Source organism: Ruegeria sp. YTSC199, from assembly GCF_059609725.1.
In genome coordinates this window covers 264,994-279,109 of sequence record NZ_JBXWMF010000002.1, presented here as the reverse complement: position 1 = coordinate 279,109, position 14,116 = coordinate 264,994, and the positions used below count along the sequence as shown (strand labels likewise).

14 protein-coding genes are annotated in these 14,116 nt (G+C 58.7%); 6 read left to right on the top strand and 8 right to left on the bottom strand.

Going from position 1 to position 14,116, the window contains the following annotated elements; translation table 11 throughout:
* Window positions 1–2: 2 nt before the first annotated feature.
* Genes AC2FEE_RS03065 through AC2FEE_RS03050 form a run of 4 tightly spaced genes read right to left on the bottom strand, consistent with a single transcriptional unit; the run spans window position 3 to window position 4,061 of the window.
* Entirely contained in the window at window positions 3–428 is a 426-nt protein-coding gene (locus tag AC2FEE_RS03065) for an ASCH domain-containing protein (protein ID WP_170400338.1), read from the bottom strand.
* On the bottom strand, window positions 428–2,032 hold the full coding sequence (locus AC2FEE_RS03060; protein WP_496862970.1) for a carboxyl transferase domain-containing protein: 1,605 nt from the start codon (window positions 2,030–2,032) through the stop codon (window positions 428–430). Before AC2FEE_RS03060 ends, AC2FEE_RS03065 begins: the two co-directional genes overlap by 1 nt.
* Window positions 2,029–2,520, bottom strand: a complete 492-nt coding sequence (locus AC2FEE_RS03055) for a hypothetical protein (RefSeq protein WP_496862969.1) — start codon at window positions 2,518–2,520, stop codon at window positions 2,029–2,031. The genes AC2FEE_RS03060 and AC2FEE_RS03055 overlap by 4 nt, the downstream gene beginning before the upstream one ends.
* On the bottom strand, window positions 2,517–4,061 hold the full coding sequence (locus AC2FEE_RS03050; RefSeq protein WP_496862968.1) for an AMP-binding protein: 1,545 nt from the start codon (window positions 4,059–4,061) through the stop codon (window positions 2,517–2,519). The genes AC2FEE_RS03055 and AC2FEE_RS03050 overlap by 4 nt, the downstream gene beginning before the upstream one ends.
* 136 nt (window positions 4,062–4,197) lie before the next feature.
* Here AC2FEE_RS03050 and AC2FEE_RS03045 point away from each other — a divergent pair, with 136 nt between their 5' ends.
* Complete coding sequence (locus AC2FEE_RS03045) at window positions 4,198–4,803, top strand: OmpW/AlkL family protein (protein ID WP_496862966.1); 606 nt, start codon at window positions 4,198–4,200, stop codon at window positions 4,801–4,803.
* 50 nt (window positions 4,804–4,853) lie between these two features.
* Here the strand turns inward: AC2FEE_RS03045 and AC2FEE_RS03040 are convergent, their stop codons facing one another.
* From AC2FEE_RS03040 to AC2FEE_RS03030, 3 genes are all read right to left on the bottom strand, one after another.
* Window positions 4,854–6,017, bottom strand: coding sequence for an isovaleryl-CoA dehydrogenase (locus tag AC2FEE_RS03040; protein ID WP_496862965.1), 1,164 nt, complete (start codon window positions 6,015–6,017; stop codon window positions 4,854–4,856).
* Window positions 6,018–6,166: 149 nt separating this feature from the next.
* Window positions 6,167–7,357 (bottom strand): DegT/DnrJ/EryC1/StrS family aminotransferase, encoded by a 1,191-nt coding sequence (locus AC2FEE_RS03035; protein WP_496862964.1) that lies wholly within the window; start codon window positions 7,355–7,357, stop codon window positions 6,167–6,169.
* A gap of 39 nt (window positions 7,358–7,396) precedes the next feature.
* Window positions 7,397–8,068, bottom strand: coding sequence for an HAD-IA family hydrolase (locus tag AC2FEE_RS03030; protein WP_496862963.1), 672 nt, complete (start codon window positions 8,066–8,068; stop codon window positions 7,397–7,399).
* Window positions 8,069–8,202: 134 nt separating this feature from the next.
* Here AC2FEE_RS03030 and glmU point away from each other — a divergent pair, with 134 nt between their 5' ends.
* The 4 genes from glmU to AC2FEE_RS03010 are packed head-to-tail and all read left to right on the top strand — an operon-like array spanning window position 8,203 to window position 12,613.
* Window positions 8,203–9,555 carry a bifunctional UDP-N-acetylglucosamine diphosphorylase/glucosamine-1-phosphate N-acetyltransferase GlmU gene (gene glmU / locus AC2FEE_RS03025; RefSeq protein WP_496862962.1) on the top strand — a complete coding sequence of 451 codons (1,353 nt, stop codon included), beginning with the start codon at window positions 8,203–8,205 and terminating at the stop codon, window positions 9,553–9,555.
* Between the two features lie 3 nt (window positions 9,556–9,558).
* Window positions 9,559–11,379 carry a glutamine--fructose-6-phosphate transaminase (isomerizing) gene (gene glmS / locus AC2FEE_RS03020; RefSeq protein ID WP_496862961.1) on the top strand — a complete coding sequence of 607 codons (1,821 nt, stop codon included), beginning with the start codon at window positions 9,559–9,561 and terminating at the stop codon, window positions 11,377–11,379.
* Window positions 11,380–11,382: 3 nt separating this feature from the next.
* A complete protein-coding gene (locus tag AC2FEE_RS03015; protein ID WP_496862959.1) occupies window positions 11,383–11,922 on the top strand; it encodes a pyridoxamine 5'-phosphate oxidase family protein in 540 nt (179 codons plus the stop codon).
* A 4-nt stretch (window positions 11,923–11,926) separates the two neighbouring features.
* Window positions 11,927–12,613 (top strand): DNA alkylation repair protein, encoded by a 687-nt coding sequence (locus tag AC2FEE_RS03010; protein ID WP_496863031.1) that lies wholly within the window; start codon window positions 11,927–11,929, stop codon window positions 12,611–12,613.
* On the opposite strand, the gene AC2FEE_RS03005 is transcribed toward AC2FEE_RS03010, so the two are convergent.
* Complete coding sequence (locus AC2FEE_RS03005; protein WP_496862957.1) at window positions 12,601–13,017, bottom strand: hypothetical protein; 417 nt, start codon at window positions 13,015–13,017, stop codon at window positions 12,601–12,603. The two genes, AC2FEE_RS03010 and AC2FEE_RS03005, sit on opposite strands and share 13 nt — an antisense overlap.
* A gap of 90 nt (window positions 13,018–13,107) precedes the next feature.
* Between AC2FEE_RS03005 and moaA the strand changes: the two genes are divergently transcribed.
* Entirely contained in the window at window positions 13,108–14,115 is a 1,008-nt protein-coding gene (gene moaA, locus AC2FEE_RS03000) for a GTP 3',8-cyclase MoaA (protein ID WP_496862955.1), read from the top strand.
* Window position 14,116: the final 1 nt, after the last annotated feature.

Below are 14,116 nucleotides of genomic sequence, written 5' to 3'. Positions count from 1 at the left end.
TCTTACCCCTCAACCGCCAGATCTTCGATTAGGCGGAACCGTTCGCACAACAGTTCCATCTCTGGATCGAAACCACCATTACGCTCAAAGTACCGGCGATGATCTTCGCGCCATCCCTCAAGCGTTTCATTTTCACCCTCGGCCAACGCGAAATCCTCGGTCATATCGCAGAAACGACAGACCGAAACATCGACGGTCTCGATCACCAAAGCAGGGCTTTCATCCCATTCCAAAGCGATGTCGCGGCGCCCAACGACCGGTGTTTCGGGGCTGCCATCGGGATAGTCCCTCAGCGCACCACAGGTTGCCGTTTTCCGGCCTGCACGCACCAGTGAAAGCAACTCGGCACTCATCTTTGCGCTGTCGCCGAATTTGAAAGTTTGTGCGCCGGGATACCGGATCAATACATCTTGCATTGTCATGTTCATCACATCCTGAACACGCCGAAACGTGTCTCCTCGATCGGGGCGTTCAATGCTGCGCTCAGCGACAGGGCCAGCACGTCGCGGCTTTTGCGCGGGTCGATGATGCCGTCATCCCAAAGGCGGGCCGAGGCATAAAGCGGGTGCGATTGCTCCTCGAACATCTCCAGCGTGGGGCGTTTGAATTCGGCCTCTTCTTCGACCGACCACGAGCCACCCTGACGCTCAATTCCGTCACGTTTGACGGTGGCCAGAACACCTGCAGCCTGTTCGCCGCCCATCACCGAAATCCGAGAGTTCGGCCAGGTCCACAGGAACCGCGGCTGATAGGCGCGACCAGCCATGCCGTAGTTGCCAGCCCCAAAGGACCCACCGACCAGCATGGTTATTTTCGGCACACTCGTGGTGGCAACGGCGGTCACCATTTTCGCCCCATGCCGCGCGATGCCTTCGTTCTCGTATTTGCGCCCAACCATGAAGCCGGTGATGTTCTGCAGGAACACCAGCGGGATGCTCCTCTGCGAACACAGCTCAACAAAATGCGCACCTTTCTGCGCGGCCTCGGAAAACAGCACACCGTTGTTGGCGATGATACCGACCGGACAGCCTTTGACATGGGCGAACCCGGTCACCAGCGTCTCGCCGAACCGAGGCTTGAATTCGTCAAAACGCGAGCCATCGACCAGCCGCGCAATTACCTCGCGGATGTCATAGGGCGTGCGCAGATCGGCAGGAACGACGCCCAGAATTTCCTCGGGGTCATAGGCCGGGTCCTCTGGGCTGGCCCAATCCACTGTCTGTGGCTTGCGCAGGTTCAAAGATCCGACCGCCCGGCGTGCCAGCGCCAGCGCGTGGGCGTCATCTTCGGCCAGATAATCGGCGACACCGGACAGACGGGTGTGCACGTCTCCGCCACCAAGATCTTCTGAACTGACCACCTCTCCGGTCGCGGCCTTGACCAGTGGCGGTCCAGCCAGAAAGATCGTGCCCTGCTCTTTCACGATGATCGTCACATCCGACATCGCGGGTACATAGGCCCCGCCTGCGGTGCAAGACCCCATCACCACCGCGATCTGAGCGATCCCCTTCGCGCTCATCCGCGCCTGATTGTAGAAGATGCGGCCAAAGTGATCGCGGTCGGGAAATACCTCATCCTGATTGGGTAGGTTGGCACCGCCGCTATCGACCAGATAGATGCAGGGGAGATTGTTTTCCTCGGCAATCTCCTGCGCACGCAGGTGTTTCTTGACCGACATCGGATAATAGGTGCCGCCCTTCACCGTGGCGTCGTTGCAGACCACCATGACCTCGCGCTCCTGCACCCGGCCAATACCCGCGATGACACCGGCACAGGGCGCGGCGTCCCCGTACATTCCATGCGCCGCCGTCGCGCCGATTTCGAGAAACGGAGACCCCGGATCGAGCAGGTTCGCCACCCGGCGACGGGGCAGCATCTTGCCCCGCGATTCATGTCGCGCGCGGGATTTCTCACCACCGCCCATTCTAGCAGCTTCGGCTGCGGCAGAGATTTGCGCCAGCGCGTCGAGATGGGCGGCGCGGTTTGCCTTGAAGTCCTCGGAGGCGGGCATGGCTTTGGATGTGAGTTTCATTGGTGTTTACCCTCCAAAAGCCGTTCGGCAAATCGCAAGTCCAACCACTTCATAGCAGCATCGAACAATTGGCATTCATATTCAGACATATCGGTTTCGCATCTTGTTTGAGAAACTTCGGCTGCTCGCCGCCGTGCATTCGCATAAGAGGAGCGCTTGAAACCCTTAAGGTTTGGTTTCGCCGGTAACTTATCCGAAATTTGTGCACTTCTGAGACGAATGTGCTCAATCAAAATCTCGTGGCAAATGTCCCGGTAGGAGTTCTCTTGTTTATTTGTGCAATAGTCCAAGGCAGATGCAACACAATCCAGATCCAACGTCATCTTTGGAACAGACATCACCGTTGTTTTGCTAAGTTGCGAACACCCATCGAACCAGTCTTCGATACCAGTGACCGGCTCCAAAGCTTGACCCATGGTATCATTCGCTCCAAGGACCGCAGCGGGAATGAGCAGTGCAATTAACCCCGAACAAAACAGCTTCCTCATGATTTTGGCCTCTTTTGCGTTTCGGTTTCCCGTACTGCCCGCGCCTTCAATTCCTTCCGGATCACCTTCCCTGTCACCGTCATCGGCAATTCCTCCAAAAACGCCACCTCGCGCGGGTAGGAATACTGAGCCAGACGGTCCTTAACCCATTCCTGCAACTCCGAGGCCGAGGCTTCGACCCCCGGCTTCAAAACCACATAAGACTTCACGATCTCGGTCCTCAGCGAGTCAGGCTTGCCGACCACTCCCACTGTCGCCACCGCCGGGTGGGTCAGCAGGCAATCCTCGATCTCCGCCGGGCCGATGCGATAGCCTGCCGAAGTAATCACGTCGTCATCGCGGCCGACGAAGCGCAAGTACTCACCCTCCCATACGCCTCGATCGCCGGTGATCAACCAGCCACCCCGGAATTTCTCAGCCGTCGCTTCGGGGCGGTTCCAATATTCCAGCAGCATCGAGGCCGAGCCGCGCCGGATGGCCACGTCGCCTTCTTCTTCCGTCGGGTTGCCGTCTTCGTCGATCACCGCCACCTCATGCCCCGGCACCGGCTTGCCGATGCAGCCGGGCCGCACCGGAAAATCCTCGGCACAGGACGACACGACCATATTGCATTCGGTCTGGCCGTAGAATTCGTTGATCGTCAGGCCAAACGCCTGTTCGCCCCAAGCCAGCATCTCTGCCCCCAATGGCTCACCACCTGACGCCACCGAGCGCAGGCCGGATATGTTCTGATCCGCCGCTTTCAGCATCCGCAGCGCAGTTGGCGGGAAGAACACATTTCGCACCGCGCCGCGCGCGATCACATCGGCGCAGGCTTCGGGCGTGAATTTATCAAGTCGCGCGGCGACCACGGGAATTCCCAGAGCCAAACCGGGCATCAACACGTCGAACAGGCCGCCGATCCAGGCCCAATCTGCAGGCGTCCAAAGGCGATCACCGTCACGCAAATGGTTGTGGCTGATCGAAACACCCGGCAGATGCCCAGTCAAAACCCGATGTCCGTGTAAGGCCCCTTTCGGGCTGCCAGTGGTGCCGGACGTATAGATCAACACCGCAGGGTCTTCGGGGCCGGTGTCGGCAAAGGGCAGCAGATCATCGGACGGCGCGATCTGATCAACTCGCACTGGGCGCGCCAGATCACCCAGCAATCCGGCACCGTCCTCATCCGTCAACACCAGCTTCGCCCCGGCATCTCCAACACGAGAGGCCAGTGCATCACGCTTGAACAGTTTGAACAGCGGTACCGAAATCGCACCGAGCTTCCAGATCGCCAGATGGGCCGCCGCACACCACGGCGACTGGCTGAGCAACACACCCACACGGTCACCGGGTCGAACCTGTTTCAACAACGCCCGCGCAATCCCGTCGGTCATACGCCCGAGATGACCATAAGAGACGGCTTCGCGGCCCCCCGCGGTCAGATCGAGGATGGCGATACTGTCGCTGGGATGCGTCAGGCACTGCCGCGCCATGTTGAGCCGGGCCGGAATGGCCCAGCCCCCTGCGTCCTGCATACCCGGTATGCAGTTATTGGGATGCATGCACCAAACCCCTTGTTTTCATGACAGTTTCTGGTCGAACGCACGCTTTCGAGCTCACGGGAACTTGATGCAGATCAGAGTTTACCTTGCCTCTGTTCGGCAAAACCGACCCATCATCAAATTCAAAGGCCTTAAAATGATCAAAACACTCGCCGCTTTGACACTTTCCACCGCGCTTGTCGCGCTTGCCGCCCCTGCAATGGCCCAGAACCAAGGTGACTGGACCGTCGGTGTTGGTGTTGGCTACCTCGACCCGAAATCTGACAACGGTACTCTGGCTGGCCTTGATGCCGAAGTGGATTCGGACACCCGCCCGATCTTTACCGCTGAATACTTCGTCCGCGACAACCTCGGTATCGAACTGCTGGCCGCAACCCCGTTCAGCCACACTGTTACCCTGGGTGGCAGCGTTGATGCAGGTTCGGTCAAACACCTGCCGCCCACCCTGTCGCTGAACTACCACTTCCCAACCAACAGCGCCTGGAAACCCTATGTCGGCGCCGGTATCAACTACACCATCTTCTTCGACGAGAAATCGGCTCTGGGTGATCTGGAACTGGACAACTCGGTAGGTGTCGCGCTGCAGGCCGGTCTGGACTACATGGTCACCGATAACGGTGCTGTACGTCTGAACGTCCGCTGGTTCGACATCGACTCGGACGTCAAACTGAACGGCGCCGATATCGGCACCGCTGAAATCGATCCTTGGCTGGTCGGCGTATCCTACGTTCATCGCTTCTGATCCTTTGAAAGAACGCCCCGCGGTTCCCTCGACTGCGGGGCGTTTTTCTGTCACAGCACTTCGCTCATCAATTCCCGCCCGATCAGCATCCGGCGGATTTCGCTGGTCCCCGCACCGATCTCCATCAGCTTGGCATCACGGAAAATCCGGCTGACCGCTGAATCCGACAGGAACCCGGCACCACCCATCGCCTGTACCGCCTGATGCGCCTGCGTCATCGCCTGTTCCGAGGCATAGAGGCAGCACGCCGCCGCGTCCTGACGGGTCACGTCTCCCCGGTCACAAGCCTTGGCAACTTCGTAGACATAGGCCCGCGCAGAATTCATCGCGGTATACATGTCGGCGATCTTGCCCTGCATCAGTTGGAAGTTGCCGATCGGTTTGCCAAACTGCTTACGTTCGGCCAGGTAGGGCATGATCTCGTCCAGACAGGCGGCCATGATGCCCGTCCCGATCCCGGCCAGAACCACGCGTTCATAATCCAGCCCCGACATCAGAACCGCAACGCCCTTGCCCTCTTCACCCAAGATGTTTTCGAATGGCACTTCGACATCTTCGAAAATCAACTCAGCCGTATTCGACCCGCGCATCCCAAGCTTGTCGAAATGGGGTGAGGTCGAGAAACCCTTCATCTCCTTCTCGATCAGAAAGGCCGTGATTCCCTTTGATCCCGCATCCGGGTCCGTCTTGGCGTAGACGACCAGAGTATCCGCGTCCGGCCCGTTGGTGATCCAATACTTGTTGCCATTCAGGCGGTAATGATCGTTGCGCTTTTCCGCGCGCAGTTTCATCGACACCACGTCGGACCCGGCCGAGGCCTCGGACATAGCTAAAGCACCCACATGGTCCCCCGATATCAGGCGCGGAAGATATTTCGCCTTTTGCTCATCAGTTCCATTCAGCTTGATCTGGTTGACGCACAGATTCGAATGCGCCCCATATGAAAGCGAGACTGAGGCCGAGGCCCGCGCGACCTCCTCTACTGCAACGGTATGGGCCAGATATGACATTCCCGCCCCGCCGTATTCTTCAGGCACCGTTATCCCAAGCATCCCGAGATCGCCCATTTCTTTCCACAACTCATTGGGAAAGGCGTTGGATTTATCGACCTCGGCCGCCATCGGCTTGACCCGATCCTGCGCCCAGCGATGCACCATATCGCGCAGGGCATTCACGTCATCACCCAGATCAAATTGCATTGTGGCCGTGAACATACGCGATCTCCTCCTTCGCATAAATGAACAAATGTTCAATAAACTGATATCAGTCTGATCGCACCCGGTCAACGGCCCAACGAAGACAGCCGCCTCAAAAGGGCGGCTGGCATAAATTCGAGCGTGCACCGCAGGTGCACTCAATTGGATCAGGATTGATAGACCGCGCCGACTTCGGATCGGATGATACGCGCGATCAGGCGGCAATCGTTTAACGAAAAGGTCAGTGGCACGCGCATGTCCATGATCCCGGCAAGGATGCGATCACTGGTTGGCATGGGCGCGCTGTCTGCATAGCGCCAACTGTCATAGCGAGAAGTAAATCCCGTCGGCTCGGCTCCGCCGAACCACTTGAGCTCCACTCCCCGTGCGGCACAGCGCCGGGTCACCTCGGCAATGCGTTCAGGCGACCAATCAAGCAACAGGAACTGGATCGACGAGCCGACATAGGTCTCCTCTTCAGGACGCTCGACGATTCTCAGCCCCGGCGTTCCACGCAGCCCCGCCGCAATCTCGTTATAGCGCTCGTTCCAACGCCGCACCTGCCGGTCCAGATTGCGCAGTTGCGGACGCAGAATGGCTGCGCGCAGATTGTCCATACGACCGGACACGTTTGGAGTGGTGTATTTAATCCGCTCGAACACCTCTGGCCCCGGCGCGGCTAGATGACGTTCATACAACATGTATGAGCCCGACAGCATCGTCGCCTTGGCCGCCAGTTCTTCATCGTCGGTGATCAGCAACCCGCCCTCACCTGAATTGACGTGTTTGTAGGTCTGGCAGGAATAGCACCCGATTGCCCCCTGCCGCCCCGACAGTTGCCCGCGCCACGCCGCGCCCATCGTATGAGCACAATCCTCGATCACTGTGACGCCTGCAGCATCGCACATCTGCATCAGCCGATCCATGTCGCACAGATGCCCGCGCATATGGCTGAGCATCAGCACCCGCGCCTGATCCAGCTTGGCCGCGAGGTCATCCAGATCAATCGTCAAGCTCTCGGTCACTCCAACAAAGATCGGCCGCGCCCCGACCGAGGCAATCGCCCCCGGCACCGGAGCCAGCGTAAAGGCGTTGGTCAGCACCGGATCACCGGGCTGCACACCAACCGCCCGCAAAGCCGTCGCCAGAGCATAGCCGCCAGAGGACACAGCAAGACAGTATTTTGCCCCCATCTGTGCCGCAAATTCCTGTTCCAGCAAAGCGGTTTCGCCAAGCTCTCCAGCCACAACGTTGTAACGATGCAGCCTCCCATGACGAAGGACGGCCATCGCGGCCTCGATCGCCTCTTCGGGGATGGGTTCCTGCTGAGTGAAGCTACCAGTGAATATCTCGGTCATAGGTTTGTTCTGATGCTGCACGGGTCGTAGGTCAAGAGATCACGCCGCCGCACCGATCAGTCCTTTGACCACCGAATGCAGATCATCGAAGTGATGTAGCAAAGCTTCGGGCTCGAGCGCAGCCATGTCATCACCGGACGGGCCGAATGTCACCAGAACCGACGGCACACCGGCGGCTCGGGCCGTATTTCGGTCAGTATCTGAGTCTCCGATCAGCACACACAGATCCGGATGCCCGCCTGCCCGGCGCGCAGCCTCGCGTAGAGGTTCCGGGTCCGGTTTGCGCACCGGCAACGTGTCCGCGCCAACAAGAGAGGCAAAGGTATCCCGCACCCCCATCTGGGTTAGCAATTGATGCGCCAATGCCTCTGGCTTGTTGGTGCAGATGCCCACGCCGTAACCGGCAGACCGCAAAACCTCGACCGCTTCCAGCGCGCCGGGATAGAACTGCGTGTGGGTGTCGATGGCCCGCGAATACGCCTCGAGCAGCGTCGGGTAATAGGCAAGGACCGTATCCTCGTCATACGCACCGACACGCTTGAGCCCATGCGTCAGCATCATCCGTCCGCCCCGCAATGCAACCGCTGCGTCCTGTCCGTGCACCAGCACATCCCCGTGCCCCATCTCGCGAAAACAGTGGTTCGCAGCGGCCAGCAGATCGCCAGACGTATCGGCCAGGGTTCCGTCCAGATCGAAGATAACCGTACGCATTGTGCCTCCTGCTTCGGCGGGTTTTTGCCGTGTCATGTTGCAAACGGCAATCTTGTTTGATGGCTGAACCGCTTGCGCCTTTGACCTCAGCGGATAAAACGGAAGGCAACAAAACACAAAGAGAAATCATTTTCATGAGTATTGCCCTTGTCATCCTTGCCGCCGGAAAAGGTACCAGGATGAAATCGGATCTTCCCAAAGTTCTACATCCAATCGCCCAGATTCCTTTGCTGGTCCACGCCATGCGCGCCGGGGCGATTTTGTCGCCCGAGCGCACTGTGATTGTCGCAGGGCATGACTCCGAGGCCGTGGCCGAGGTTGCCACAGCCGAGAACGACACTGCCCAGATCACGGTTCAAGAAGAGCAATTGGGTACTGCCCATGCCGTTGCCCAGGCGCGCGCCGCACTAGAAGGGTTCTCGGGCGATGTTGTTGTCCTGTACGGAGACACCCCGTTTCTGAGGCCCGACACACTAGAACGCATGGTTGCAGCGCGGGCGGAAAATGATCTGGTCATTTTGGGATTCGATGCCGCCGATCCCGGGCGCTATGGCCGCTTGGTGATGAAAGGGGAAAGTCTGGAGAGGATCGTCGAATTCAGAGATGCATCAGACGAAGAACGCGCGATAACCTTCTGTAACTCTGGACTTTTGACTTGCGACGCGCAGAAGTTGTTTACCCTGATCGAAGCAGTGGGTAACGACAACGTCGCAGGTGAATTCTATCTGACCGACGTCGTCGAGATCGCCCGTGAGCGTGGGCTGAAGGTTACGGCCGTTGCCTGTAGCGAGGCACAGACGCTGGGCGTAAATTCTCGCGCCGATCTGGCCGCGGCGGATGCCGTGTTTCAATCCAATGCGCGCGCCGAACTACTGGACCTAGGTGTAACTCTGATAGCTCCGGAAACTGTTTATCTGGCTGCCGACACAATCATTGGCAGAGATGCGGTTATTGAGCCAAACGTAGTTTTCGGCCCCGGCGTAACAGTCGAAAGCGGCGCGACAATCCGTGCCTTTTCGCATCTCGAAGGCTGCCATGTCAGCCGTGGAGCAATCATAGGTCCCTTTGCTCGTCTTCGCCCGGGTGCAGAACTGGCTGAAAACACCCGCATCGGCAATTTCGTCGAAATCAAAAATTCTGAAATCGCTGAAGGCTCCAAAGTCAATCATCTCAGTTACATCGGAGACGCCTCGGTTGGGGCAACCTCGAATATTGGCGCGGGAACCATAACGTGTAACTACGACGGAGTTTTAAAGCATCGTACGACGATAGGTGAGAATGTCTTTATCGGATCGAACACCATGCTCGTGGCGCCTGTAACGCTGGGCAATGGTGCAATGACCGCCGCAGGTACTGTGGTAGCCCGGGATGTTGAACCCGACGCTCTGGCCGTGGCCCGTGCTCGGCAGGACAACAAACCCGGCTACGCTCGCAAAATATTTGATATGTTAAAGGCGAAGAAGGCTCGTCGCGATAAAGGAGTTTGATTCATGTGTGGTATTGTAGGTGTATTGGGTCAGCACGAAGCCGCCCCAATTCTTGTTGAAGCTTTGAAGCGGCTGGAATATCGCGGGTATGACAGTGCTGGCATCGCGACTGTTGACAACGGAGATTTGGGGCGTCGTCGGGCGGTCGGAAAGCTCGTGAATCTAAGCGATCTACTGGTGCATGATCCCCTACCCGGCAAATCCGGAATTGGGCATACCCGTTGGGCGACCCATGGCGCGCCTTCGGTCACAAACGCCCACCCGCACAGGGCGGGCCCTGTTGCCGTTGTGCACAACGGTATCGTCGAAAACTACCGCGAGTTGCGGGCAGAACTGGCCGAGCACGGTGTAGACTTCGCCACCGAAACCGACACCGAAACCGTAGCCCTGATGGCTGAGTACTTCCTGAAAACCGGCCTGTCACCGGTTGAGGCAGCTTTCAAGACCATCGACAAGCTGCAGGGCGCCTTTGCTCTAGCCTTTCTGTTCGACGGGCAGGATGACCTGATCGTCGCGGCCCGCAAGGGCTCGCCCCTGGCAATCGGGCATGGAAAAGGCGAGATGTACGTGGGCTCCGACGCAATTGCACTGGCTCCATTGACCGACCGCATCACGTATCTGGAAGAAGGTGACCGAGCGGTGCTGACCCGCACCTCGCTTGAGATTCGTAACGACGCCGGAGAACTGGCCAACCGCGAAACCCGCCGCATTAAGATGGACCAGACGCGGGCTGACAAAGCAGGCCACAAACACTTCATGGCCAAGGAAATCGCTGAACAGCCCGTGGTGGTAGCCGAGGCCATCCGGTCGTACCTGCCCACCGGTGGGGATGAGGTCATCCTGCCCGGTGATCTGGACTTCACCAAGCTTGACCGCCTGACAATGGTCGCCTGCGGCACCGCTTTCTATGCCTGTCTGACGGCGAAATACTGGTTCGAACAGTTAGCCAAGATGCCGGTCGAGGTCGATATCGCCAGCGAGTTTCGCTATCGCGAGCCGCCGATTCCGGGTCGGACGGCGGCTATGTTCGTCAGCCAGTCAGGCGAAACAGCCGACACGCTGGCCGCGCTGCGCTATTGCGAGGGCAAGGCCGACAAAGTCGTGTCGGTGGTCAATGTCCCCGAAAGTTCGATTGCGCGGGAAAGCGACATTGCTCTGCCCATCCATGCCGGTGTCGAGATCGGTGTCGCCTCGACCAAAGCGTTTACCTGTCAATTGAGCGTATTGCTGATGCTGGCGCTTAAGGCTGCTGCGGATCGGGGAACACTGAGCGACGAGGAACTGGCCGATCACGCCGCAGCGCTGCGCTCTCTGCCGACGGCACTTAACGCCGCTCTGGACCAGGACCAAGCCATCAAGAAATCCGCTCAGCGCTTGTCCGAAGCGCGCGACGTGCTGTTTCTGGGGCGCGGCCTGATGTATCCGCTGGCACTGGAAGGTGCGCTGAAGCTCAAGGAAATCAGCTACATCCACGCAGAAGGTTATGCATCAGGCGAACTGAAGCACGGCCCCATCGCCCTGATCGACAAGCATATGCCGGTGGTCGTCATGGCCCCGCGCGATACGGTGTTCGATAAGACTGTCTCGAACATGCAAGAAGTGATGGCGCGCAAGGGTAAGGTTATTCTGGTCTCGGACGATGACGGTATTGCCGAGGCGGAAGACGGCGTCTGGAGAACCATCCGTATGCCTCGTGTACACCCCAGCCTTGCCCCGATCCTGTACTCGGTCCCGGCGCAGCTGCTGGCCTATCATACGGCTGTGGCGAAAGGCACGGATGTGGACCAACCGCGCAACCTGGCGAAATCTGTCACGGTGGAATGAAAAATGGCCAAGCAATTCCCGGAACTGGATGACGCCCAGCAAAAGTTCATCACAGATCAGCACATCTTTTTCGTCGGTACGGCGGCACCTGACGGGCGGGTGAACATCTCGCCCAAGGGGATGGATTCTCTGCGCGTTCTGGGGCCCAACCGGATTGTCTGGATGAACCTGACCGGCAGCGGCAATGAAACCGCTGGGCATCTGCTGGAAACCGATCGCATGACACTGATGTGGTGTTCCTTCGCCACGCGCCCGCTGATCTTGCGCACTTATGGGACTGCGCGCACGTCGCATGTGGGCGACGCTGGCTGGGACGAACTGGCTGATCTGTTCCCCGACCACCGCAGCGCGCGGCAGATCTATGACTTGCATATCGATCTGGTTCAGACCTCCTGCGGCTATGCGGTGCCGTTCATGGAGTATCAGTCCGATCGGGACACCATGCAGAAATGGGTGGACGGCAAGTCGGACGACGACATCCGCGCCTATTGGGTGAAAAAAAACCAGCAGACCATCGATGGCAAACCGACCCGCGCCGACTAATTCGATGCTGGTCACCTATCTGGATCAGATCAGAACACATGCGGACGCGGAGCGCGCCGAGCAGATGGCGGCCTATCATAAGGCCGACCGTCCTTACCTTGGCGTCGGCAACCCGGTACTGAATGACCTGACCAAGGCATGGCGTCAGGAATTGGATGTGCCTGCGCGCGTCAAACTGGCAGATGCGCTCTGGCAGACCAACATCCACGAAGGTCGCCTGGCCGCTGCCAAACTATTGACACAGGCGCGTATTCGCCCTGACGAGGCTGTCTGGGGACTTCTGCAAAGTTGGCTGCCCGATTTCGACGCTTGGGCTGTGGCCGATCACGCCTGCATGGCGATGCAGAAACGTCTGTCAACCGACCCGTCCCGGCTGGATCAGGTCGAATGCTGGACAACGTCGGATCAAATGTGGACGCGGCGCGCAGCGCTGGTGGCCACGCTGCCCTGGACTAAACAGAACCACCCGAAACCCGAGGATCTGGCGCGTCGCGACCGTATCCTTAGCTGGGCGGCGGGCTATGTCCCTGACCGCAACTGGTTCATCCAGAAAGCCATTGCATGGTGGCTGCGCGAGTTATCAAAACATGACCCGGACCGCGTGATTGCCTTTCTGGCCTCACATGGCGAAGCAATGAAGCGCTTTGCCCATCGCGAAGCAGGAAAGTACCTGACAGATCAGTTGGAATAGACTTCAAGTTCAACCAACTCGTCAAACGGCACCAACAAGGCCCGCATCGCGTCCAGCGACAACCGACTGCCACCACTCTCCGGCCCCGGGGCCGGGACCAGAGTGATATAGGCTTGCGACCCGGTTTTCGGCACTACCACGCGACCGGTGAATTCGGTATCGACCAGCGGTGTTTCCAACCACCGTCCTGGCGTCGTCGGATCCCCCAATCCGGCAATGGTGGTCTTTGCACCAACCCAGCTTGCAGGCGCGACCGCAACCGGTTCCGGTTCGACCGTTTCCTCAGTCACGACCTCTTCCGCCTCGGCGGGTGCGCTACCCGACCCCAACACACGATCTGTTGTCGACCGCACGGTATCGCATCCCGCAACCAGAACGCACAAAGTCAAAAGCGTATATCTCATGTCGTCAATCTACCGCCCTGCGCGCATCTGTACCAGCGCAAAGGAAACTTCACCCTTGTCGGAGGTAGGTCCCGGCTTTACCTATGTCGCATGACTGCTCCGCTTATCGACCCATTCGCACGTGCGATTACCTATCTCCGCGTCTCCGTTACGGACCGCTGCGATTTCCGATGCGTCTACTGCATGTCCGAGGACATGAAGTTCCTGCCGAAGAAAGACCTGCTGACGCTGGAAGAGCTGGACCGCATGTGCACCACCTTTGTGAAGTTGGGCGTGGAAAAGCTGCGCATCACCGGTGGCGAACCGCTGGTGCGCCGCAATATCATGACGTTTTTCAACAGCATGACCCGGCATCTGGACAGCGGCGCGTTGAAAGAGCTGACGCTAACCACAAACGGTTCGCAGCTGCATCGCTTCGCGGATGATCTCTATGCCGCGGGCGTGCGGCGGGTGAATATCTCGCTGGATACGCTGGACGAGGATAAATTTGCGCAAATCACCCGCTGGGGTCGCCTGAAACAGGTGCTCAACGGTATCGACGCGGCGCAAAAGGCCGGACTGCGGATCAAGATCAATGCGGTGGCCCTGAAGGGCTTCAACGAAGAAGAATTGCCCACGATCACGAAATGGTGTGCCGAGCGCGACATGGACCTGACCTGGATTGAGGTCATGCCGATGGGCGACATCGGCAACGAGGATCGGCTGGATCAGTATTGGTCGCTGAAGGACGTGCGCAAGGAATACGAAAACCACTATTCGGTCACCGATCTGGCCGAACGCACCGGCGGACCCGCCCGCTATGTCCGGCTTGAAGAAACCGGGCAAAAGATCGGCTTCATCACGCCGCTGTCGCATAATTTCTGCGAAAGCTGCAACCGCGTACGCCTGACCTGCACCGGCGAATTGTACATGTGCCTCGGCCAAGAGGACATGGCCGACCTGCGTGGCTCTTTGCGTGACCATCCCGACACCGAGCAACCGCTTGAGGATGCGATCCGCGCGGCGATCAACCTCAAGCCCAAGGGTCACGATTTCGACTATTCCCGCCAAGCGGTCGACGGCAGAATGAGCCGTCACATGAGCCACACAGGCGGCTGAC